The sequence below is a fragment of the Rhizobium sp. BK060 genome, from assembly GCF_014193145.1.
In the GTDB taxonomy this organism is placed as follows: Bacteria; Pseudomonadota; Alphaproteobacteria; order Rhizobiales; family Rhizobiaceae; genus Rhizobium.
In genome coordinates this window covers 1-24,078 of the sequence record NZ_JACHYW010000016.1, presented here as the reverse complement: position 1 = coordinate 24,078, position 24,078 = coordinate 1, and the positions used below count along the sequence as shown (strand labels likewise).

The 24,078-nt window shown below is 60.6% G+C and carries 17 protein-coding genes; 8 read left to right on the top strand and 9 right to left on the bottom strand.

Features of this window, described 5'->3' with window-relative positions; genetic code table 11:
• The first annotated feature begins 236 nt into the window (after nt 1-236).
• The 4 genes from tam (at nt 237) to FHT71_RS18230 (ending at nt 3,794) form a co-directional block, all read left to right on the top strand.
• Nucleotides 237-1,007, top strand: a complete 771-nt coding sequence (gene tam, locus FHT71_RS18245) for a trans-aconitate 2-methyltransferase (RefSeq protein ID WP_132592162.1) — start codon at nt 237-239, stop codon at nt 1,005-1,007.
• Nucleotides 1,008-1,153: 146 nt separating this feature from the next.
• Nucleotides 1,154-2,662, top strand: a complete 1,509-nt coding sequence (zwf, locus tag FHT71_RS18240; protein WP_132592164.1) for a glucose-6-phosphate dehydrogenase — start codon at nt 1,154-1,156, stop codon at nt 2,660-2,662.
• 373 nt (nt 2,663-3,035) lie between these two features.
• Nucleotides 3,036-3,242: a hypothetical protein gene (locus FHT71_RS18235; RefSeq protein WP_007789209.1), complete on the top strand. Its 207-nt coding sequence runs from the start codon at nt 3,036-3,038 to the stop codon at nt 3,240-3,242.
• A gap of 120 nt (nt 3,243-3,362) precedes the next feature.
• Nucleotides 3,363-3,794: a hypothetical protein gene (locus FHT71_RS18230; RefSeq protein WP_007789212.1), complete on the top strand. Its 432-nt coding sequence runs from the start codon at nt 3,363-3,365 to the stop codon at nt 3,792-3,794.
• Nucleotides 3,795-3,850: 56 nt separating this feature from the next.
• On the opposite strand, the gene FHT71_RS18225 is transcribed toward FHT71_RS18230, so the two are convergent.
• Complete coding sequence (locus FHT71_RS18225) at nt 3,851-4,246, bottom strand: hypothetical protein (RefSeq protein WP_132592166.1); 396 nt, start codon at nt 4,244-4,246, stop codon at nt 3,851-3,853.
• A 231-nt stretch (nt 4,247-4,477) separates the two neighbouring features.
• On the opposite strand from FHT71_RS18225, the gene FHT71_RS18220 reads away from it, so the two are divergent.
• Complete coding sequence (locus FHT71_RS18220) at nt 4,478-6,037, top strand: helicase HerA-like C-terminal domain-containing protein (protein ID WP_132592188.1); 1,560 nt, start codon at nt 4,478-4,480, stop codon at nt 6,035-6,037.
• Nucleotides 6,038-6,101: 64 nt separating this feature from the next.
• Here the strand turns inward: FHT71_RS18220 and FHT71_RS18215 are convergent, their stop codons facing one another.
• Nucleotides 6,102-6,404 (bottom strand): alkylphosphonate utilization protein, encoded by a 303-nt coding sequence (locus FHT71_RS18215; RefSeq protein ID WP_132592168.1) that lies wholly within the window; start codon nt 6,402-6,404, stop codon nt 6,102-6,104.
• A 459-nt stretch (nt 6,405-6,863) separates the two neighbouring features.
• Between FHT71_RS18215 and FHT71_RS18210 the strand changes: the two genes are divergently transcribed.
• Nucleotides 6,864-8,384: an ABC-F family ATP-binding cassette domain-containing protein gene (locus FHT71_RS18210; RefSeq protein WP_132592170.1), complete on the top strand. Its 1,521-nt coding sequence runs from the start codon at nt 6,864-6,866 to the stop codon at nt 8,382-8,384.
• 18 nt (nt 8,385-8,402) lie between these two features.
• Here FHT71_RS18210 and FHT71_RS18205 read toward each other — a convergent pair whose 3' ends face one another.
• Nucleotides 8,403-9,650 carry a hypothetical protein gene (locus tag FHT71_RS18205; protein WP_183721295.1) on the bottom strand — a complete coding sequence of 416 codons (1,248 nt, stop codon included), beginning with the start codon at nt 9,648-9,650 and terminating at the stop codon, nt 8,403-8,405.
• Between the two features lie 349 nt (nt 9,651-9,999).
• Between FHT71_RS18205 and FHT71_RS18200 the strand changes: the two genes are divergently transcribed.
• Nucleotides 10,000-10,836 carry a transglutaminase-like cysteine peptidase gene (locus FHT71_RS18200; RefSeq protein WP_246699423.1) on the top strand — a complete coding sequence of 279 codons (837 nt, stop codon included), beginning with the start codon at nt 10,000-10,002 and terminating at the stop codon, nt 10,834-10,836.
• An 81-nt stretch (nt 10,837-10,917) separates the two neighbouring features.
• Here the strand turns inward: FHT71_RS18200 and FHT71_RS31750 are convergent, their stop codons facing one another.
• The 5 genes from FHT71_RS31750 to FHT71_RS18175 all read right to left on the bottom strand — a co-directional run bounded on the left by FHT71_RS31750 (nt 10,918) and on the right by FHT71_RS18175 (nt 17,534).
• Nucleotides 10,918-11,529, bottom strand: a complete 612-nt coding sequence (locus tag FHT71_RS31750; protein ID WP_246699424.1) for a hypothetical protein — start codon at nt 11,527-11,529, stop codon at nt 10,918-10,920.
• Nucleotides 11,530-12,037: 508 nt separating this feature from the next.
• Complete coding sequence (locus tag FHT71_RS18190; RefSeq protein WP_132592176.1) at nt 12,038-12,697, bottom strand: ribbon-helix-helix domain-containing protein; 660 nt, start codon at nt 12,695-12,697, stop codon at nt 12,038-12,040.
• A gap of 1 nt (nt 12,698) precedes the next feature.
• Entirely contained in the window at nt 12,699-13,994 is a 1,296-nt protein-coding gene (locus tag FHT71_RS18185) for an HlyD family type I secretion periplasmic adaptor subunit (protein ID WP_007789232.1), read from the bottom strand.
• Nucleotides 13,991-16,153, bottom strand: coding sequence for a type I secretion system permease/ATPase (locus tag FHT71_RS18180; protein WP_007789234.1), 2,163 nt, complete (start codon nt 16,151-16,153; stop codon nt 13,991-13,993). The genes FHT71_RS18185 and FHT71_RS18180 overlap by 4 nt, the downstream gene beginning before the upstream one ends.
• A 19-nt stretch (nt 16,154-16,172) precedes the next feature.
• A complete protein-coding gene (locus tag FHT71_RS18175; protein ID WP_037081881.1) occupies nt 16,173-17,534 on the bottom strand; it encodes a TolC family outer membrane protein in 1,362 nt (453 codons plus the stop codon).
• Nucleotides 17,535-17,988: 454 nt separating this feature from the next.
• On the opposite strand from FHT71_RS18175, the gene FHT71_RS18170 reads away from it, so the two are divergent.
• A complete protein-coding gene (locus FHT71_RS18170; RefSeq protein WP_244423722.1) occupies nt 17,989-18,612 on the top strand; it encodes a GGDEF domain-containing protein in 624 nt (207 codons plus the stop codon).
• A gap of 338 nt (nt 18,613-18,950) precedes the next feature.
• Here the strand turns inward: FHT71_RS18170 and FHT71_RS18165 are convergent.
• The coding region (locus tag FHT71_RS18165; protein WP_183721289.1) for a proprotein convertase P-domain-containing protein at nt 18,951-24,078 on the bottom strand (5,128 nt) is incomplete at its 5' end.

The window sequence follows — 24,078 nt, the reverse complement described above, 5'->3', positions numbered from 1 at the left end:
GCGGTCGGGCGGCCCTCTTCTCCCTTTCAGGAAATACTGTCATATAGCGGCGATAAGGGCGAATTCTTGCGGGCCTCTTGCTCTCCGTTCCCTGAATTTGGCGCTCGCCGGCCTCATCCGCTGGTATCAAGCGTCGGCTGCGACGGACGAACCCACTCGCGAGGCCGGATGGCCGCAACATCGACAAGGTGCGCGTTCAGCGTTCCGGGACAGCTGCATAACAGGGAAGAAGACCCATGGCATGGTCTGCCAGCCAGTATGTCAAATTTGAGGATGAACGCACGCGCCCTGCACGCGATCTGTTGGCGCAGGTGCCGCTCGAGCGCGTCCGTCACGCCGTGGATCTCGGCTGCGGGCCGGGCAATTCGACGGAGCTGATTGTCGAGCGCTTCGGGGCAACCGGCGTTTCCGGCCTGGACAGCGACCTGAATATGCTGGAAGCCGCCCGCAAGCGTATGCCCGGCACGCCCTTCGTCGAGGCCGACCTTGCCATCTGGCAACCGAGCGAACCGGCAGACCTGCTCTTTGCAAACGCCGTCTTCCAATGGCTGCCGAACCATCTCGACATTTTCGATCGCTTGATGGACGGACTTGCGCCAGGCGGTGTGCTGGCGGTGCAGATGCCTGACAATCTCACCGAGCCCACGCATCTGTTGATGGAGGAGACGGCACACGCCGGGCCTTGGAAAGCCGCCTTCGAAGCCAAAAGCGTTCGCCGTCAGTCGCTGCCACCACCGTCGACCTACTACAGCCGGCTCATCGGCAAGGCTGCCCGCGTCGACATCTGGCATACCGCCTACAACCATCCCATGGCGGATGCCGCGGCGATCGTCGAATGGGTCAAGGGAACGGGCTTCAGGCCCTATCTTGATCACGCCGGCGAAGAGCACCGTGAAGCATTCCTGGCAGACTATCTCGGCCGCGTTGAAAAGGCCTACCCGAAGATGTCGGACGGTCGCGTCTTGCTGCGGTTCCCGCGGATCTTCATGGTGGCCGTCAAGGGCTAAGGGGCGGTTGTGCCAAGGCGCCAGGGCTAACCAACAGGACGGCGGCTAGCTCGGCTGACATTACCCTGCAATGGGCGAGCGGCATGCTGCTGCTTGTCGCCGCACCAGCATGCACTATAGTCGACGGGAACAGCGAGGAGACCTTCATGGACGCCGCACCTATTCCGCCAGCCACACTTGTCATCTTCGGCGCCACCGGCGACCTGACGCGGCGCCTGCTGATACCGGCGATCATCAATCTGACGCGAAGCGGGCTGGTCGGTGACGACCTGAAGATTCTCGGCGTCGGGATAGACCCTGGCGACGACGCTTCGCTGGTAGCGCGGCTGGATAGCTTCCTCGCGGGGCTGAGCGATCCGATCCGACCGGAGACGGACGAGGCATGGCGGCGGCTGCGCCAGCGCATTTCCTACGTTTCAGGCGATTTCACGCGGGACGAAATATTCCTCGAAATCAAGAAGCACCTGACGAGCTGCAACGCCGCCTTCTATTTCGCCGTGCCGCCGCAGTTCTTCGGACCGCTGGTCGAAAAGCTTGCCGCGCATGGGCTGACCAGGGAGGCCGATGGATGCTTCCGGCGCATTGCAATCGAGAAGCCGTTCGGCACCGACCTCGCCTCGGCCCGCGCGTTGAACGCCCGCATCCTCGGCAACGTCTCAGAGAGCCAAGTCTATCGTCTTGACCATTTCCTGGGGAAGGAAACGGTGCAGAACATTCTCACCGCCCGCTTCGCCAACATGATGATCGAAGCCCTCTGGAACAACAATTATATCGACCACGTGCAGATCAGCGCCGCAGAAACGGTCGACGTCGGCACCCGCGGCAAATTCTATGACGCCACCGGCGCGCTGCGCGACATGGTCCCCAATCACCTGTTCCAGTTACTGGCAATGATCGCGATGGAGGCTCCGAACGGCTTTGGTGCGGAAGCGATCCGTACAGAAAAAAGCAAGGCGCTGAGCGCGCTGCGCATCTACACGCCAGAGGAAGCAGTTGCCCATGCCGTACGCGGCGCCTATACGGCCGGCAAGCTCGATGGCAACGATATCACGGCGTTCCGGGAGACGAAGGACGTCTCGCCCGACAGCAACACCGAAACCTTCGTGGCGCTGAAGCTCTATGTGGACTCTTGGCGCTGGGCGGGCGTGCCATTCTATCTCAGAACCGGCAAGGCGATGACGGCGCGCGATACCGAGATCGTCATAACCTTCCGGCAAGTGCCCTTCGCGCAGTTTCGCGAGACAGATGTCCAGCGCAACCTGCCGCCAAACAAGATGGTCATCCAGGTGCAGCCGGATGAAGGGCTGAGCATGGAGATCTCAATCAAGTCGCCTGGCCTTTCCGTCGACACCGTCCCCGTCTCGCTCGACTTCCGCTATGCCGACAAATTCGACATCGGCAAGATGACTGGATACGAGTCACTTCTCTATGATCTCTTTATCGGCGACCAGACGTTGTTTCAGCGCGCCGACGGCATCGAAGCCGGGTGGGCGGCGGTGCAGCCGTTCCTCGATATATGGGCGAAAAGCAGTGAAACCCCGGAGGCCTATGCACCGGGGAGCATGGGTCCGTCTTGCGCCGAGAATCTCATCCGGCGCGATGGCCGAGAATGGCACGAACTGGGTGTGATCATCCACAACCATGACCGAAAGTAATTTCAGAAATGCACTTTTAACTAAAGTAAAGCGGAAAGGAATTTCGCGATGCTTCCCGCATGACGAGCGGAAATATTGTATCATGAATGTGTTGGCGTGATCCATCGCAGCACATTTACGGTACGCTATACAAAATATGGATGCGTTGACCCTCCCAGCTTGTACGGTGAAGCTTTTCCTGCTGACCGCGTTGCTATTCCAATGCGACAAAGAAGGCGGGGCTCGTCCAACCCCGACGAGCCCTTCTTGCGTTTTTCTATCATTTAGCGAATAAAGTATATATTAGTCGAAATTGTTAAAGCTCGATTAATATATTTACTTGCGCTCTTCCACCGCCTTGCTAAATCTATCTTGAGGGTTTTGGGGTATTGACATGGCAGATACTCATTTGTCTAAGAATCGTTCGATTTCCGATCAACGTATGGAGACTTGCCGGTCGGAGTTCGAGCCCATCCTCTTCGAACTCATCCGCAACGGTGAGAAGCGGGGATGGAAGGCGGCTGAAATCGCGATGGCACTGGCCGACGCGGCTGACGACGTCATCCTTCAGCTGGCAAGGGAAACGAAGAGCAAGCATTGACAGCTTGCCTTGCCGAACCTGATGCAATGACGCTTCAGAAATGCTCCTTCAGCGAGTAAAGAAATCCTTGAGCTTGTCTCGCGTGATTCTCTTGCCGTTTGCGCCAAGCAAAGGAGCCCGATGTTGCAGTTGATTGCCGCAGCTCTTCTTGCCTGTGGATGCGTCAGCCTCGCCGAGGTTGCCGACTGGCCGCCTGCGGACAGCTATGTGCCGAAAATCAGTTGCCACCAAAGCGACGCCGCCGAGCGCTGCGAAGAAATTCGTGCGGCCTGGACCGGCCTTTACGCCGATGCGATCGCCGGCCGCATCGAAAGTCAGCGGAAAGTCTCTTTCTGCCTGAGCACCGGTTGCAACAAAGGCATCGTTGTCGAGCCCGTTCTTGGCTGCGCCTGGCGTCAGGTTATCGCCGCATCGCGCAATCCTCAGATCAACGACGCCGACCGGACCAACATCGAGCGTTACTGCGGGCCTCGCGCGCTTGACGATGCCGGGCGCAAGGCCGCCAGCGACCGGTCGCAAACCTGGCTGACCTTGCTCGGCGTAACGCCATAGCTACAAACGCAAACGGGCGAGAGCAAGCCCGCCCGCCGAAAGTCTTGACTTGTCGCTCAGACGAACTGGCTGAGACCCGGCACCGAGCCAACAACCTCGTCGACGACTTCCTTGCCAGCGTGCTGCTCAGCGACCGCGATGGTTTCCTTGGCAAGCGTCGTGATCTCGGCCATGCCGAGGCCTGCCGACATCAGCTGCTGGCCGAGCGCCATGATGCCACCGCCGCCAAGCGCGCCCATGATGCTACCGAGGATCCCGCCGCCATTGCCATTGCCCTCGCCGTTGTACTTGGCGACGAGATCGGACGCGCCCGGAATGGCCTCGATCATCTTGGCGACCGGACCGTCTGCCGCTTCACGCTGCAGGAAGCCGAGCATCATGCCCACCGCCTTTTCGGCCACCTCTGGAGTGATACCCACACGCGCGGCGATCTGGTCTACGATTTCATTCATTGTCAGCCTCCTATTTTTGACGTTAACGTCAACGTTAATCGAACTCGCGGAGCAACTCAAGCCGCGCGCCGCGGAAGCAGGCTTTATCCCACTTTTCCTTTTAATGCAGACAGTTGTCCGCACTGAACTCCCTGCTTATAACAGAGAGGCGATATTACAATGACCGTGCGGAAAACCATGCTCCGCATTTTGACGCAATCGGCGCCGACGGCCGCAGGGAGAATTTTCGAAATGCTCGAGGATGGCAAGATTTTCGTTGGCGTCAGCCGCAATCCGGACGACAGCATCAACAAGCCGGAATATCTCGACCTGAAATTCGGGAATCGCCACGGCCTGGTGACCGGCGCCACCGGCACCGGCAAGACGGTGACGCTGCAGGTGCTCGCCGAGGGCTTCTCGAAGGCCGGCGTACCTGTCTTCTGCGCCGACATCAAGGGCGACCTCTCGGGCATCGCCGCCAAGGGCGAGCCGAAGGATTTTCTCACCAAGCGCGCCGAGCAGATCGGCTTCGACGACTACGAATTCGACCAATTCCCGGTCATCTTCTGGGACCTCTTCGGTGAAAAGGGCCATCGCGTCCGCACCACGATCGCCGAAATGGGGCCGTTGCTGCTCGCGCGCCTGATGGATGCCTCCGAGCCACAGGAAGGCGTCATCAACATCGCCTTCAAGATCGCCGACCAGGGCGGCCTGCCCCTGCTCGACCTCAAGGACCTCTCCTCGCTGCTGAACTACATGGCGGAGAACGCGACGGAGCTTTCCAGCCAGTTCGGCCTGATCTCGAAGTCGTCGGTCGCCTCGATCCAGCGTGGCCTGCTCGTGCTGGAACAACAGGGCGCGGAGCATTTCTTCGGCGAACCCGCACTCAAGATCACCGACATCATGCGGACCAACAACCGCGGCTATGGCCAGATCTCGGTGCTCGCCGCCGACAAGCTGATGATGAACCCGCGGCTCTATGCAACCTTCCTGCTATGGCTGCTCTCCGAACTCTTTGAGGAATTGCCTGAGGTGGGAGATCCCGAGAAGCCGAACCTCGTCTTCTTCTTCGATGAAGCGCATCTCCTCTTCAACGACGCCCCGAAGGTGCTGATTGAACGCGTCGAACAGGTCGTGCGCCTCATCCGCTCGAAGGGCGTCGGCGTCTATTTTGTGACGCAGAATCCGCTAGACGTGCCGGAGACCGTACTCGCGCAGCTCGGCAACCGCGTCCAGCACGCGCTGCGCGCCTATTCCCCGCGCGAGCAGAAGGCAGTGAAGACGGCCGCGGACACCTTCCGTCCCAACCCTACCTTCGATTGCGCCACCGTCATCACCACGCTCGGCACTGGCGAGGCGTTGGTGTCCACGCTGGAGGCCAAGGGCGCGCCCTCGATCGTCGAGCGGACGCTGATCCGCCCGCCGTCAGGCCGCGTCGGTCCGTTGACCGATCCGGAGCGCCAGCAGGTGATGGACAAGAGCCCGGTGCTCGGCGTCTACGACGAAGATCTCGACCGCGAATCCGCCTTCGAGATCCTAGCGGCACGCGCCAAGAAGGCGTCCGACTCCGACGCAGCCAAGCAGGCACAGCCGACGCAGCCGACCGAGGGCAGTGCCTCGGGCCGCTGGACGCTGCCCGGCTTCGGCGATGACGACAACGAGCAGCAGAGCAACACCGAGGGTCGCGCCCGCTCGTCCGGCTACCAGCGCGAGACGGTCGTCGAAGCCGCGATGAAGAGCGTCGCTCGTACGGTCGCGACACAGGTCGGCCGGGCACTGGTGCGCGGTATCCTGGGGAGTTTGAAGCGCTGACCGGAAAGGACGCTGCCGCCCTCATCCTGCCCCATGCCCAATAGTCCTCCGCCAATCACGCCACTCAACGCTTGCGCACGAACTCCGTGCGCAAGACAAGGCCTTTGATTGTGTCGTGGCGGCAGTCGATCTCTTCAGGGTTATCCGTCAACCGGATCGACCGGATGACAGTACCCTGCTTCAGGGTCTGATTGGCCCCCTTGACCTTCAGATCCTTGATGAGGGTGACGGAATCGCCATCCTTGAGGACGTTTCCGGAAGCATCTCGAACCTCGCTAGTCCCCTGCCCGGCGGCAGCCGGTTCCGAAGCCGGACGCCATTCACCCGTCACTTCGTCATAAACGTATTCGTCGCCGCCGCCTGCCATGGTCTTCTCCTGAAAGCAAGAATTTGCTGATCGAGGGGCTTATAGCAGCCAAACTGCCCTGTGCAAGTTAGGCTCGTAAAGCTGCGTGGCATCCGGCCGACGGCAAGGGTTCGTACTGCGCACGGCGTTTCTGAAGGAGGCCTGATGCAACCGTTTCGGTTGCATTTCTGCATGCGCGATGCTATTTCTCCTATGCACTCAAAGAGAAAGGAGGGTCGCGTGCAAAATTTCTATTTCCGGTTCAACCGGCAGCGTGGCCCAGTCAACGCCCTGCAGATGCGTTTGCAGGGCTGACCAGAGACCGTTTCTCACAAACTCTCTTCCTGGTCTGCCCCTCGTGGCAGCAGTTCGGGCATTCAGTTCGGCTGCAACTATCATCCACCGAGCTTGAGCACACGCATGCGATGAAGGCTGCATGCCCTCGCCCGTGTGATCGCTCGGCAAGACCAGAGCAAGATTATGACCCTTATCAATATCCGTAATCTCGGTGTCACCCTGAGCGCACCGCTCTTTGCCAAGCTCGACCTCGTCATCAATGCGGGCGACCGCCTCGGGCTCGTCGCCGCGAATGGCCGCGGCAAGTCTACGCTGCTGCGCTGCATTTCAGGCGCGCTCGAAGCAACGCATGGTGACATCACGCGGTCGCGTGGGCTGACGATCGGCTGTGTCGAACAGGACGTACCGACCAGGCTGCTTGACGTGCCGTTCCACGATGCCGTCCTGCAGGCGCTGCCCGCCGATCAGCAGGCAAACGAAAGCTGGCGCGTCGACATCGTGCTGGATTCGCTCGACGTGCCGGAAACCTTGCGCAGCCGCCCGGTCGGGCAGCTCAGCGGCGGCTGGCAGCGGCTGGCGATGCTGGCGTGCACCTGGGTGATGGAGCCGGACGCGCTGCTGCTCGACGAGCCGACCAACCACCTCGATCTCGGCAAGATAGCCGCACTCGAGGATTGGCTCAATGCGCTGCCCCGCGATGTGCCCGTTATCATCTCAAGCCACGACCGCGCTTTCCTCGATGCCGTCACCAATCGCACGCTCTTTCTACGGCCGGAGCAATCACAGGTCTTTTCCCTGCCCTTCAGCCGGGCGCGGGCGGCACTCGACGAGGCGGATGCGGCCGACAGGAGACGTTACGAACGCGACATGAAGACGGCCGAGCAGCTGCGCAAGCAGGCGGCGAAGCTCAACAATATCGGCATCAACTCCGGCAGCGACCTGCTGGTGGTCAAGACCAAGCAGTTGAAGCAGCGCGCCGAGAAGCTGGAGGATGCGGCCAAGCCCGCCCATCTCGAGCGATCGGCCGGGGCGATCAAGCTCGCCAACCGCAGCACGCATGCCAAGGTACTGGTGACACTCCACGACGCCGAGGTCCGCACGCCGGATGGCACGCCGCTGTTCCGGACCGGCAAGCAGTTCATCTGCCAGGGTGACCGGATCGTGCTGCTCGGGGAGAACGGCGCGGGCAAATCGCGGCTGATTGCCATGTTGCGAAAGGCGATCGGCAACGCGGAGACGGCGCAGGACGGCATCAAGGCCACCCCCTCGCTGGTACTTGGCTACAGCGACCAGGCGCTTGCCGACCTCAAGGACAAGGACACGCCGATGGAGACGATCATCCGCCGTTTCGACGTCGGCGATCAGCGGGCGCGGGCGCTGCTGGCGAGTGCCGGCATGACCATCGGCATGCAGTCGCGTCCCGTCGGGCGGCTGTCGGGCGGTCAGAAGGCGCGGCTCGGCATGTTGGTTCTGCGGTTGACGGAGCCGAACTTCTACCTGCTCGACGAGCCGACGAACCATCTCGACATTGACGGGCAGGAAGCGCTGGAGGGTGAGCTCATGGACCATCAGGCGAGCTGCCTCGTGGTTTCCCACGACCGCAGCTTCGTGCGCGCCGTGGGCAACCGGTTCTGGCAGATCGAGCGCCGACGGCTCATCGAAGTGGAAAGCCCAGAGCCTTTCTTCGCGTCGGCACGGCCTTAGACTGCAACTGCTGGATACTCAGAACGATGCCGGCGCAGCGCCCAGCAGGTTCAGCTTGCCGCCGCTGAGGGAATAGAGGCCCATCTTGCGCTCCACCGTACCGGCGGGCGTCAGCCGGAAGAGCCCGGTCACGCCGCGGAACCCGACCTTGCTCGTCAGGTTCTGCGCGTTCATTCCCTCCGGCCCCTTTGTCCGGACAATGCCCGAGGCAACGGCCACAGCGTCGTAGCCATAAGCCGCATCGGTGGAGAGCGTGCGCTTGTAGTGCCGTTGGTAGCGCTCGGCGATCAGCGTCGCGCCTTCGGGCTCGACCATGGCGATCACCGTGCCGGCCACCGAGGGATCCGAGTAAGTCTGCGGCGGCCAGGCGTTGGTGCCGACGAAGGTGACGTTCGCCTTGCCGCTGGCTTTCACGGCGCCGGCAACGGTCGTCGTGATTACCGTTTTCCCCAGAACAAGCACGGTGTCGGCGTTCTGCAGATTGGCGCTGGCTCTCTTGGCCGCATCAGCGGCGGCAGCATCGGTCAGATCGTAGCGGGCAAGGCCCAGATAGGTACCGCCGCCGGCGCGGATGGCGCTTGCCAGCCGTTCCTCGTCCACAGCCGGAAAGTCGCTCTGTGCGAAAACCTGCACCTTCTTATGGCCGCTGGCAGAAGCTGCCCGCACGCCTTCGATGGCGCTGTCGATCTCATCGGAAACGAAGTTGTAGACATTTCCGGATGTCGGCGGCACAGGCGCGCCGAGATTGAGCAAAGGCGGTCGCTGGTCAGCCGGAATCGCTGCAACAGCGGAAGTGACGGCCGGCGATGCATAGCTGACAAGAAGCACGGAACCACGCGCTCTGGCAGCGCTGACTGCAGTCGCGGCAGCAGGGGCGCCGGAAGCCACGTCGACAACCTTGACGAAGACCTGGTTGCCGCCGAGTTCGCCGACTCCCAGGCCCGCGCCGTCGCGCACGTCACGCGCAGTGCCCTCGTAGATGCCCGTCGCGCCCTTGGGCAGCAGCAGCGTGATCTCCGCTCCGGTTTCTCCAAAGGTCTCGTCGACCTCGCTCGACGGTGCCTTGATGTCGTTGGTCTTCACGTGCTTGGCGACGCCATCGACGTCGGATTGGCAACCCGCAAGCACGCCGAAGGCGACGACGATCGACATTGCGAGAACGGACTTGACGAATTTCAGGGAACCGACGTCTTTCGAAGGCGACACTTGCCGTGTCGAGCGTAAACCATGCGAGCCTTGCACCGGCTCGATTGACTGCACTGTCACCTGTTCCCCCACTCTCGCAATCGCGGCCTCTTCCGGCCTTTTGGCAGGATTTCATATCTGCACAGGCAAAACGGGAAGGCAAACCCTTCGCCCAAACTTGGTTGACGGACGCACTAAACTTTTATGTTCTTTTGAATGGATAATTTATACCGACCTTATCCACGCTTAAATACCTGATTTTTATAGCTGTTTTGTACGTTTCTCTCAACCAACCGAGAGACGACGATCCATGAAGCGCAGTTTAAAAATAAGCAGTATCGCCGCGTTTGCTTTCTCTGCATTCTCCCTTGCGTTCTCGCCGAATATTTCGTCGGCCTCCACACTTCCGTCTTCCCGGATGTCAGGTGCAATGTACTCCGTTGACTTCGCTGCGGATACCGCCCGCGCGCTGACCCTTGGTGGTGTCGCCAACCTCCTCAGCCTAGCGACAAACGCCATCGGCACCATCGACGTTGCTGCGCTGACGCGCTCGCTGCAGCCCGAGCCGGCCGGCTGGGTGAAGGAGAGCGTCGCACCGGAGCAGCCAGCCGCGCGTCCGGCGATTGCTGTGCCGACCGGCAGCGCCGCATTCGGAACCGTCGCCATTCCCTTCAAGCGGCTCGCCGCTCTGAAGAAGTTCGCACCCTCCCTGTCGGAAATGACGGATGGAACGGCAATCGACTGCAGCGCCGGCAAATGCTCCGAGGCCGCGACCGCGATCAAGGTTGCCTTCACTAAGACCTCGCAATCCTCGATCCGCGACAAGCTGAACGCGGTCAATGTCACCATCAACCACACGATCCGCTACAGCCGCGACATCGATACCTACAAGGTGGCCGACTACTGGGCGACGCCCGCCGAAACGCTCTCGCGCCAGCAGGGCGATTGCGAAGATTTCGCGATCCTGAAGATGGCGGCCCTACACGCCGAAGGCATCGATCTCAAGGACATGTCCGTCGTTGTGCTCTTCGATCAGAAACGGCACTTCTACCATGCGGTGCTTTCCGTCGCGGTCAACGGCAATCGCTTCATCCTCGACAACATGCGCGACGAGGTTCTGCCCGATACGAAGCTGCCCGACTACGTGCCGCTCTACTCGATTGCGGACGGCAGGGGCTACCTCCACGGAACGCGCACCGGCGCCAAGCAGGTCGCCTCCGCAATGCCGCTGGAAAAGGTAGCTCCGGGCGAAGGCGTGGCGTTCTGAGACGCTAAAAAAGCGGGACAGCGAGAGTGCGCCACCGCCACCGGCGTTTGGGCGGCGACATCGTCGCAAGAACTCCAACTATCAGGCGCGGTTGAAGAAGTTCGCAATACTGCGCGCCACATGCTTGTGTATCGCGCTTCGCTTGGCGCCCGGTTTGTCGTGGAATAGCTCTGGATCGGCCTTCACTCCGGTTTCCGACCCTTCTGGCAGGAAAGTGTAGTGACCTACTCCGCCGCTGAGAACTTCGAGTGAACTACCGGCCACATTGTTATGCAACCATTCGCAGCAGTCAGTTGGAGGAGCCACCGTGTCCGCATCTCCCCCAAATATCTGAATGGGATTCCGAATGCGTTGCAAACTCACCGCAGCAAGACACAACACCGCACGGCCGGGCGCAATCACAGCAGCGCTTCGGAATCTGGCATCGGAATAATCGCCATGCCTCCGTTCCCATGACTCCCGGAAAATCGGATTGGCCTGAAGCACTTGCAGTTGATTAGCGAGATTGGGGAACTCTCTCGGACCCCAGATTGGGGTCTTGACGGGATTACCCGGTTCAAATTGGGAGTAGGCGACCCGCGCACCCATGATAAGCATCGCGCTATAAGCACCAGCGGAAAACCCAGCGACATTGGCGCGATCGGCAATCGTCCCGCCTAAAGCGAGCCGCCATGACGGCTCGCTCAAGAGCACGCTAAGATCTCTCGCGCTCCCCTAGACATAGAAATCCTTCCGCTCGAGATGGTTCAGCGCCAGTGTGACCGTGGTGATTTACGGCCAAGGCCACATAGCCCCGTTGTGCCAACCGGTACGCAAGCCACGCCAGCGCCGCGGTGCTCGCCCCGCTTCCATGTGACAACAACACCAAGGCGAGAGGTTTAGCAGACGACCGAAGTGGCGCATCACGAGCAACCAGTCTTCTCCTAAACCATGAAGGCTCAGTTGAAACAGCTACTAACGCCGCCGTTCCAACCGGATACCAAGCCGACCATACCAATGGCCGGGCGCCAGTGCCGTTCCAATTCTGTCTCGTTTCATCGAAGGAGACACCCTCCCTGAATCCAACTGGCACCATCATCGCATCGCAAGTCCCGCCATAAGCCACCGTCACGATGTTACAGGGACTCCAAGTGGAAGCCTACCTTGTGGCAAATTCCAAGCGCTGCAGTTCGGTCGGCCTTCCAATCGCAGATACGCGCGATCAGTAGCGCGAGATGTAGCCAATCAGCATCGACTTCTCGTGCGTTGGCGCCAGCGCCAGATTGATCTGCCCCTTCATTGAGGCCGAGCCGACGGCAATGGTGAAGCCGGTGTTCAGCGTCTTGCCGCGGTTGCGATAGAGCGTGGCGATGGCCTCGTCGATCTGCGTGTCGATCGAGAACCGCAAACTCTTCGTCAATTGCGCGGCATCACCAAGTGGAAGCCGCTGGCGCAGCATGGTCAGGAAGGGATCGTTGAAGAGCTGAATCTTCTTTTCCTGCGTCACCAGGATGGTCGGTGACGGCGACGCCTGAATGATGGCGTTGACATTTACCATCGACGAGGCGTCCTCGACGGTATCCAGCCGGCGCAGCGCCCACTTGAAGCTCAGGACGCGCAGCAGCGAGGCGAGGTTGCCGGGCTCGGGCATCTGCGAGGCAGTATAGTGCACGAGGTCGGCAGTGCTCATCTTGCCGGCCGACGACATGCGGCCGAGGCCATCCCAGTAGATCCGTTCGAGGCGGATGCCACGTCGCTCGCCGCCGCGGCCGACGACAGCGCGGAAGCGCGGCTCGATCTCATCGGCGCCGATGGCCGGCAAAGGCTCATCGATCGGTTCAAGCTCGGAGAGTGCATTGCTGCCTGGCTTGACGATCAGCATCCTATCGCTCCGTCAGCGCTTCGCTGCGCGCCTTGTTGATCGGCTTCATCAGGTAGCTGAGCACCGTCTTGTTGCCGGTCATGATCTCGACCGAGGCAACCATGCCGGGGATGATCGGATAGGACTTGCCGTCACGCTCCAGGGCAGATTTGTCGGTCTTGACCTGCACCAGATAGTAGGTCTCACCCTTTTCCTTCTCCACGAGACTGTCGGCCGAGATGTTCTCGACGATACCCTCGAGGCCGCCGAAGATCGAGAAATCGTAGGCCGTGATCTTGACGACGGCCGGCTGGCCGCGACGCACGAAGGCAACATCGCGCGGCGAAATCTTGGCTTCGACCAGCAGCGTATCGGCGGTCGGCACGATACCGGCAATGACGCGGCCGGGATCCACGTAGGCACCGATGGTGTTGACCTCCAGCGTGTTGACGATGCCGTCGACGGGCGAGCGGATGTCGGTGCGCTTGACGCGGTCAGACGCGCCGCGAATGGTCTCGTCGACGACCGAGAGCTCGGCCAGCGCCTGCGCCTTGTCCGTCAGCGCCTGCTGGCGCAATTCGAGGGCAAGGTCGCCAAGTTGCAGCTTGGCTTCCTGCACGGCCGCCTGCAGTCGGTCGATGCTCTCCTGATAGACTTTGAGCTGGCCCTGCTGGTCGGTCAGGTCGCGCTCTGTCTTCAGGACTTCGGTCTGGGCAACCAGCTTCTTCTTCGCCAGCGGGCTGATGAGATCGTATTGCCGCTGGGCGCCATCGATATTCTGCTCGAGCCGGTCGATATTGGCGTGCGCTTCGCTCAGTTCGTTTTCGCGCTGGCGAACCCGTTCCTTCAGCACCCCGAGCTTGTTCTGGTAGCTGGCACGATCTGCAGCAAAAAGCTGCTCCTCGTTTGCGCAGACATCCTTGGCGACGGCCAAAATCTCTTCCGGGCAAATGAACGGCGTATCGTATTGACCGGCTTCCTCGAGCTTCAATCGGGCCACCTTGGCACCGAGCGCGCGTGCCTTGGCAACGGATTCACCAAGGGTGGACGTCGTCGTCGTGTTGTCGAGCTGGACGAGCAGCTGGCCCTTTCGGACAACCTGACCGAGGACGACGGCGATCTGCTGGACGACGCCGGGCTCCGAAGACTGGATGATCTGCGTCTTCGACACCGGAATGACCTTGCCTTCGCCGCGGGCGATCTCGTTGATATCAGCGATCGCCGCCCAGGCGATGAAGCTGGCAATGACGAGGGCCACCAACGCCAGAATGCCACGGGCGAGAAGCGGAGGATTGTCGTGACGATTGCTGAGGCTCATGGCTGTGCCCCCGCCGGTTTGCGCTGCATAGCCTCGATGACGGCATTCTTCGGCCCATCTGCGATGATCCGGCCTTTGTCGACAACGATCAGACGGTCGACAAGCTCAAGCATGCTGTAGCGGTGGGTGGCGATCAACAGCGTGGTGTCGCGGCTGATCGCCTTCGACAGGCGCGCAATCAGGTTGCGCTCGGTGGCCAGGTCCATGGCGCCGGACGGCTCGTCGAGAAATACGATCTTCGGCTTGGTGAGCAGCAGACGGGCGATCGTCAGCGCCTGCTTCTGGCCGCTCGAGAGATTGGTGCCGCGTTCGCCGACCGGCATGTCGAAACCGCGCGGATGATTGCCCACGAATTCGTCGACGCCGGTCATGCGGGCGACTTCAAGGAGATCCTCATCGGTCGCGTCGGCGCGCCCGATGAGCAGGTTTTCCTTGACCGTTCCCGAGAAGAGATCGGACGACTGGCCGGCCACGGCGACCGCCGAGCGCACCTCGGCCATGTGATACTGGCGGATATCGACGCCATCGATCAGTATGCGGCCGCCCGAGGGGCTAAAGAGCCCGTCGAGCAAGCGGCCGAGCGTGGTCTTGCCGGAACCGATGCGGCCGATGATGCCGATCCGTTCGCCCGGCTGCACGGTAAAGGACAGCTTGTTGATTACGGGATAGTCCGAGCCCGGATACTGGAAGGACACATCCTGGAAACTGAAGGCGCCGCGCGTGATCTCCCTGTTGACGAAGCCGACCGTGGACGGGCGATCGTCCGGCTGTTCCATGATCTTGTCGAGGATGCGTAGCGACATGGTCGCCTGGCGGAAACGCGCCAGCGTCATGGCGATCTGGCCAAGCGGTGCGCCGGCACGGCTCGCCAGCATGACGGTCGCGACAATCGCGCCCATCGCAATGCGACCCTCGGAGAACTCGTAGGTGCCGGCAATCACGATCAGGACGCTCACCATCTGCTGGATGAACATCGTCATGTTGATGGCATTCGTCGAGATATGCTTGATATCCTCGCTGGTGCGGCTCGAATACTTGCTTAGCTCCTGCCAGCGGCGCAGCATCGTCGCTTCGGCGCGCAGGCTCTTCAGCGTTTCGATGGTCGAGATCGTCTCCACCAGCAGAGACTGGCGGCGCGAGGCCTCGTTGGCGGCAGTCGCCATGCGCTTGCCAATCGCCGCCTGCGCGTAGAGGCCGATGACGACGGACAGCACGAATGCCACGGCCGGGATGACCACCAGCCAGCCGGCGATCAGATAGATAACTGCCAGGAAGATGAAGACGAAAAGGCTGTCGATCAGTACGCCGATCGTGTTCGAAGTGAAGAACTCGCGAACGAATTCATACTGCGTCACACGGTTGGCATATTCGCCTGTCGACATCGGCCGCGAGGCGAGCGTGGAATTCAGCACCTTGTCGAAGAGCAACTGCGACAGGCGCAGATCGGCCTTGCGTCCGGCATAATCGATGAGCGACGACCGCGCCGTCTTCAGGAGGAAGTCGAAGATATAGGCAAGCGAGATCCCCGCGGCCAACACCCAGAGCGTCGGGATCGCCTTGTTCGGCAGCACCCGGTCATAGACATTCATCGTGAACAGTGGCGAGCCGAGGGCAATCAGGTTGATGAAGAGCGCCGCGACCATGACGCGTAGATAGGTGCGCCAGTAAGGCGCAAGCGTCGTCGCCAGCCAATGCCGCTTCTCGATCTCCACGGCATTGCCGACCAGCGCCTCCTCCGAGGCGTTCTGATAGTAAAGCGTAAAGGCAAACGCCAATTGCGGCTTCAGCGCCAGGAATTCTTCGCGCGTCAGGCGGATCGGACTGCCGGCAATCGGAACGATATCCGTGACGTAGGATCCGTCCTCGGCGACCTCGAGCAGCGGCAGCACGCTGCCATCGGCAAACGCGACGATCGCCGGGCAATCGAAATTGCCCTGGCGGCATTCGCGCTCCTGATGCTTGATCACCTGCAGGCCGATGCGCTCGGCCATGCGTTCGACATCGTCAACCTCAAGCGACTCGGTCACCTCATCCGGAAGACCGGAGAAGAGGACCGTGTCGGAGCTTGGTCGGCCATAGAACGCAGCCACGGATTTGAACGCGGCTTTGAATGTCTGCAGCGATGTGCTGCTGGAAGTCTCGAGTGCTACGTTCAGCATTGTTCCATGGCCATCTCGACTACTGCTGTCGAATTGGCGCTAGGAGATCCAGGGGCATGCCAGCCTTTTGATGGGAATCAAGCTCGACATATCCAGGATTCGCGACACTCGCGGGGACAGCAAACTCTTCCCGCGCATAAGGCTTGGACTGATCGACTGGCTTCAGCTTCATCGTCTGAAGCAGATTGCCCGATGCCGCCAGGATCTTGTACTCGGCAAACTGCGAGGCAACGCGCGCGGTATCGGCGAGAACCTGAGTGTTGAATTTCGTGTTCTGCGCATCGAGCACATCGAGCAGCGAGCGCTGACCAACCTTGAACTGCTCGCGGTAGGAACCGACGAGCTGGTTGTTGATCGAGGCCTGCTTGTTCAGGATGCCGGAAAGCTCGCCGCGGCTGACACGTTCGTTCCAGGCGGAACGGACCGACTGCTCGACTTCGCGCTGGACCTGGGCGAGATTATAGCGCTGCTCGCCGGCGCGGCGGATCTGCTCCTGCTCGCGGGCGACATCGATGCCGCCGCGGTAGAGGTTCCAGCGGGCAACGACGCGGACCTGGTAGTCGTTGGTGTTGCCTTCATCGCCATCGATATCGTTGCCGACTCGGGCCGTGCCTTCGAGGTTGACCTTCGGCAGGAAGTTGGCGCGCGCGCCGCGAACGCCGGCATCGGCTGCGTTGACATCCGCATTGGCCGAATAGATGCGCGGGCTGTTCTTGCCAGCAACAAAGACCGCGTCGTTCAATGTCTTCGGCACGAACTTGCCGACCGACGGCGGCGTCTGCGCATTGGTGATCGGCTCGCCAACGACCTGAAGGAAGCGGATCTTCGTCTGCTCGAGCTCTTCGAGCGCTTCACGCAGCCGCGCCTTGGCGGCCTGCAAACGCTCGCTGCCCTGCAGGCGATCAGCGTCCGTCAGGGCGCCGCCCTTGATGCTCTCGTCGATATCGCCGACCATCTGCGTGTGGAAGGCGACGTTCTGCTTGGCAGCGGCCACGATCTGGTTCTGGAGCACGTATTCCAGATAGTCCTGCGTCACTTCGAGGGCGAGCGACTCAGAGCGTTCAAGGACCCGAAAGGAGGCGCCATCGACGCGCGAAGCCTGCTGCTCGACCTGAGCGCGGCGGCTGCCGCCATCATAAAGTGTCTGCGAGATCGTAAGACCAACATCGCTCGGCGACAGATAGTCATTATCATCTCTCAGCGAACCGGAGCTGGCATTCGACAGCCGACGACGCCCGATTCCGCTCTCCAGATCTACCGATGGCAAGTATAAACCGCGCGCTTGGCGAAGTTCAAACTCGACAGCTTCACGATCCTTCGCAGCCTGCAAGATCTGCGGATTCGTTTTCATCGTCTTTTCGATGGCCTGCTGCAGAGATATTGCATTGGCATCAGCATAAAACGAAAAACTTAAAGCAACCGTAGCAGACAATGCTGCAAAAATTCTTTTGCCTTTAAACAAGATCGATGCCCCTCAACATCACAGATTCACCCGGCGTACCCGTATACCAAAGATTTTCTTTAGCAAGTAAGTAACACCAATCTTTCCACATTCCAATCGCGACTTCGAGCATTCCTGCCAAGACAGTTAATCGCGGTGGACAACTGCCTAAAGCGAGAATTTTACAGGATTTTTTAACGGGGGCTTTGCCCGAACCTGTTTATCTGGCATTACTTTCAAACGGACATGAACCGCGATGAATTTCAGCCAGCGTTACTCTTCCGCCACAATCGTTTCAGCTCTTCGGATCGCCACCCTCGGCGCTGTCTGCTTTGCGGCTGGATCCGTCGGCGTTTTACTTATCTTAAACCTTATCGCGCCGGATCGACCATTTTTGGTAGGATTTGCCGGCGCGGGCTTAATTTCACTTCTTGTTGCATTTCCGCTGCTTCTGACCTTGCAGCTCAAGGTCAGCGAGCTCCGGAAACTGCAGGAAACGGTTAACTATACTGCGCGCCACGACAGCGTGACCAAGACGCTGAACGGCACGGCCTTTGCGGCTGCCGTCGAACACTACATCGACCGGCGCAAGCGAATCGCGACCGATGCAGGCGGTGTGATGATCGCGGTCGTCATCGATACGCTCGACGAGATCAACCGGCGATACGGTCCGCAATGGGCCGACACGGTTATGCAGTCGCTTGCCGCAATCATCCAGTCGTCGGTCAGAAAGGGCGATCTTGTTGCCCGCCTCGCCTCCAATGAGCTCGGGGTCTTTCTTCCCGGCGCGACGGTCGAGAATGCCCAGGATGTCGGCACGCGTATCCGCCGGCGCGTGGCCGAGGCCTCCTTCTCGGCCGAAGGCACGCCGATGACGATCGGCGTACGCCTCGGCGGCGCGGTCTTCGAGGGAGCGACCGACTTCAACCACATCCGCCAATTGGCCGACGAAATGGCGATGGAGCGCGGCGGCGAGAGCGAAGACGCCATCCCGATGTCGCGGCTGCCTGCCGCATGAGCTGACAGGAGCCACAAGAACGAAGGTAGGGCGCCGAGAGGCGCCCTTTTCGTTGTTGTTCGCGTCAACGAGCTCGGCGTCTTTCGATCGTCGAGAACGCTCAGGATGTTGGCACCCGCATGTGCGCCAGCCGCTAGCCGAAGCCTCTTTCTCGGCAGAGGGTACGCGAATATCATTGACGCCGTCGGGCACGGCCTTCGAGGGCCACCGGACTTCAATCACATCCGTCTGCAGCCGACGAAATGGCGTGCAGCGGCGGTAAGACGAAGCTCCCTGAGCTGATACCAAACGGAAAAGGCACCGGAGGGCGCCTCTTCTTTTGCCGGTTTGTCCGAACGTCAGCCGACGTGCGGTGCCGTCGTTGTGTCGTGCTTGTCGTCGAACAGGATCTTGACCGCTTCCGTGGTGTTCTGGAGAACCGCCACGTCGTGCCAGCCGCCATTGGCGTTGACGCTGACCACGGTATCCGTGCCGCTGACCGTCGTCTTGATGCTGGCGAGTGCTTCCGCCTCGGTTGCCTCGTGGCCGAGCAGGCTGTCGAGGAGCTTCGAGACATCGAGGGTATCGCCTTCGCCTGCCTTGAAGTCGGTGATGACGTCGGCGAGCTTGACGTCGTTCAGGGCATCGGCATCGAGGACGAAGGTGTCAGCCCCTGCCCCGCCCGATATCGTGAACATGCCGCCGCTGCCCGACAGGGTATCATCGCCATCGTTGCCGATGAGCGAATAGGCATTGCTGCCATTTTCGCTGTCGCCAAGCGTCGTGTCGAAGGCAACCTCGACAAAGTGACCGGCCGAGCCGTCCGTCAGGGTGTAGCTGCCATCGGCGAGGATCGACTGGCCGTTGATCTCCGAGTTGGAGGCGGTCGCATCGAGCGAGATGCTGCTGATCGAATGATCCGCCAGCCTCGAAAGCTCTCCGCTGTCGGTGATGCCGTTGTGGTTCAGGTCCTGCCAGACGGTGAGCTTCGAGAACGTAGCGTCGGCCGCATCGATCTTGCCGTCATGGTTGCTGTCGAGCGTTGCCAGCGCCGCCAGGCCGTCGACATATGTACCCCCGGCAAAGTGCGGCGAGAAGATCTCGCTGCCATTGTCGATCTTGCCGTTGCCATCCACATCGAGCGCCAGGATGCCGTCGCTGCCGGCCGTCCAGGCGATCTGATCCTTGTGACCGTCGACATTGATGTCGAACTGCACGCCATTGTCGAGGGACGTGAGGGCGACGCCGTTGTGGTCGAGGTCGAGGATGATGGGGTCGCCATTCGGCTTAGTGAACGATACATGGAGTTCGTATTGACCACTCGAGTTCTTGAATTGGTCATACGCGTTTCCAGACGAATATTCAGACACGCGGACATAGTAGGTGCCCGCATCTAGCGTTGCGACAATTGCTGCGTCCAGGTTTCCCGTCGAACCCGCATCGCCACCGGCATCATCAGTGGAGGCGATTGGCGGTCCCGAAGCTTTAAATAGCGTTAGGCTGTTGTCGAAGTTCGAATGGTCAATGTCGAGAACGACCTTTGTCCCGTTTTCGGTCACAACAAACTTATAGTAATCATATTCTCCCTGCTGCGTCTTTGCGCTGATCGTGATGGAAGAACTCGTTGATGCGTCCTGAATGTCGGGATCATTCGATTTGACATATACGTATGCACTGTCATTCAAATTCAGCGCCGTGGCCGCGTTGGCACCAGCACTCTTACCGATATCATAGGTGTTAGCGTTGCCTGCTAACTCGTTGACATCGGTCACTGAGATGACAACAGCTTTCGCCGCCGCCGGGTTCACGCCGTCACTAGCATTGACCACGATGTTGTAGGCGTTGTCGTGGTTCGCATCCGCCGGCGCCTCGAAGTTCGGCGAGGACTTGAACGTAACCGCGCCGGTCGAGGAGATGTTGAACAGATCAGCATCCGCGCCCGTTAGGCTGTAAGTCAGAGCCGCGCCTTCAGGATCGTTTGCAACCGTCTGGTACACCACGTTCGACGTTGCGGTGTTTTCCGCTTCGCTTCCTGTCGCGCCTGACGTGATGGAAGGTGCTTCGTTAATATCCGTTACAGAGATGGCAACGGCTTTCGTCGCCCCCGGGTTCACGCCGTCGCCGGCGTTGACCACGATGCTGTAGACGTTGTCGTGGTTCGCATCCGCTGGCGCCTCGAAGTTCGGCGAGGACTTGAATGTAACCGCGCCGCTTGACGAGATGTTGAACAGCGCCGCGTCCGCGCCCGTCAGGCTGTAGATCAGCGTTGCGCCTTCCGGATCGTTCGCGATTGCTTGATACACGACATTGGAAACCGCCGTGTTCTCCGGTTCGCTGCCGGTCGTGCCGGAGGTGATGACCGGAGCTTCGTTGACGTCACCGACTTGGATCGTGAAGGCCTGCTGCTTCGACAAGCCGCCCTGGTCCGTCGCTGTCACGGTCAGGTTGACCGTATGGCCGGCCTCATAGTCCAGCGAGACACCGTTTACCAGCTTCAGAACGCCGTTTACCACTTCGAAGCGGCTGTCCGAGACCGTGTAACTATGAGTAGCGCCCGCGTCCGGATCCGTCGTTGTCAAGGTACCGATCACCGCGCCGGCTGCATTCTCGTTGACCGCGCTGTTCGACAGAACGACCGCAGTCGGCGCATCGTTGGTGCCGGTCACCGTCCAGGAGACGGAAGCAGGCGTCGAGACCGTGCCGTCGGAGACGCCGTAGTTCACCGTGACCGTCGTCGTCTGGCCCGATGCCAACGACTGGTAGGCCGAATGGCTCGGATCGAGCGTGAAGGAATGCGTCGCCGCATCGTAGATCACGCCGGCCGGCAGAGTACCCGGCACGCCGGTGACCGACAGGATCGTGCCGGCGTCGACGTCGCTTGCACTGGCAAGCGCGTCAAGCGTGGCGCCTGTGCCATCCTCTGTCGCCGCGCCAGTGACGGCGCCGCTGACAACCGGCGCATCGTTGGTGCCGGTGATCGTGACCGCAATATCCTTCGTGACCGCGTCGTGATCGCCGTCCGTCACGGTGTACGGAATGTGCAGGACCGCGGTCTGGCCCGCCGGCAGGCCGTCGAAGGCCGTGCCAGGGACAATCGAGATCGTGTGGCCGTCAGCGCCGAGCGTGATCGACGGTGTACCCAGAACGAGCCCAGCGGGAACCCCGGTGTAGCTCGGCGTGCCGAGGGAAAGAGCAGCGCCAGTCACATCGGCGCCGAAGGTGTAGTGAGTACCTTCGGTCAATGTGATGCTCTTGCTCTCGTTCTCCGACATGGCTGCAGCCACATCGATTGCCGTCGGCAAGCTGTCTGCGACATTGATGACGAACTGGCCGGTGCCGAGCGTCACTGCATCGTGGTCGCCGTCGAACGCCTGAACATAGGCACTGAGATCGAGCGAAAGATTATCGCTGCCGGCGGCGTGATCGAACTCGCCGTGCATTGTGAAGGTCGCCGTGCCATGTGCCGAAACCGTCAGGGTGAAGAGCGGCGTTGCCGGCGCACCTTCGGCATAACCGGTCAGTGTGGTTCCGTCGGAAATCACCTTCACCTGCTGGCCGCCGGCTGTAACCGTGCCGAGATTTTCCGCGGTTGCGATGGTTTTCAGCGCGAATACCGCCGCGCCGTTGGCATCGTCAGCACCAACGGAAACCAGCGAGGAAAGATCGATAGTGTCAGACGATACATCGTGGCTGGCCTCGATCTCGAGGCTCCAGTTGCGCAGGGTGCCTACATCGGCCCCAAGATCGTCCCTTATTTCCAGCGTCCAGGTTCCCGCCATACTCTTCCCGTCAAACAGGGAAAGCTGGTCGATCGCCGGACGCCATGTACCGGCATATGGCTGGGTGGCAGCGGTAAAGAAGCTTGCCGCTTCGTCGTCGAACTTGATGGTGCCGTTCGGGTCTCCACCTCCGCCATTGTCGTCAACCAACCGAACCCTCGTGCCATCCGGGGCAATCAGCGTGATCTCAAGGTCTGCCATGAACGTGTGAGTGAGATCGATCGACACGTTGACGTCGTGAATACTTCCACCAGCGGGTACCGTGATGGTCGAGGTGATCGTGCTGACGTCCGGGATGGCAAGATTGACCGCACCCGACGCGAAGCTGTGCGTTTCAAGCGTCGAGCCACCTTCCACGACGTCGCCGGACACCGTCGTGTTGGCAACCAGCGTCGGAGCGCTGTCGGCAACATTGATGGTCAAGGGCTGGTCGACGTAGTCGCCATCGCCGTCGAAGACGCGAGCGACGAGGTTCAGCGAGATATTGTCGCTGTCAGCCGGGTGATCGAGGTTCTGGAAGAGCGTCGCGGCAAAGCTGCCGGGATGCAAGACGCTGACGATGAAGACCGGATGATCGGCCGTATCGCCGGCCTTGAACGCAACGATTTCCTGATCGACGCCATTCGCCGTGCGAACGAGGTATTCCAAAGGCACGCCGTCGGAGGTGAGGTCGTTGTTGATGATCGGATTTCCATTACCATCCCTGCCGATCTCTATATGGGTATTCTTGCTGTCGGCGCCGATATTGATGTTTAAGCTGGCGAAATCGACGTCGACGACCGGAAGGGCCGTTTCCGACAGGGTAACCGTCTGAGCCGCGCCGGTGGCAACCGGCACGTCGTCGTTGATCGTGACGATCAGCTGACCGTTGAGCGCGACGCTGTCGCCGTCGCCGTCGGTCACCGTCACCGTCGAAGAAAGATCGAGGGCCAAGGACGTGTCGCTATCGATGGCGACGATATTGTCACCGTGGCCCGGGTTGACCACTGTATTGCCGTTCGGAGCGCCGCTTCCGTCGAGATCGAACTTCGTGCTGTCGGCGACATTGCCGACATTCACATACCAGGTGGTGTGCGCCGGAATGTTGAGGACGTAGTCCGGTCCTGCGCTGTGGTTGTCGAGGGTCCAGGTCCGGTCCGTGTTGCTGTCGTTGGTGACGCGGATAATTGCGTCGCCGTCGGCCAATCGGCCTTCGAAGGCGAGATTGCTGCCTCCCACGTCCGCAAGCGCGAAATGGGAACCGGGGGTGTCAAGCGCCGTAGCCGGGGTGATCGCGTGACCGTTGATCAACAGTCTATCGACATTGTCGAGCGCACCCACCTGCGTGAAGGTATAGGCTCCTGTCTGCGCATTGACGGCGAACGTGAAGATCGTCGCCAAGCCAGCTTTGGCGATCAAGGTGTTGTCGACCACCGTATAGGCGAGTGCGACGCCGTTTGAGGTCAGCGAAGTCAGGCTCGGGGAGAGAGTGTTCAAGTCGACGCCATACCGTCCGACGCCATCGGCGCCGGTCGAGACCAGAGCCTCAAGGCTGCCTGTGATCGAAGAACCTGCCATGTCTTCGTCGATCGATATGTTGATGATCGCGCCGGTGGAAACTGGCACATCATCGACGACATTCACCGTGAACGTGTTCGACGCCGTGTCGGCATCCGAATCCGTTGCCGTGTAGTTGAAGGTCAGCGACAGCGTGTTTTCGCTGTTGGAC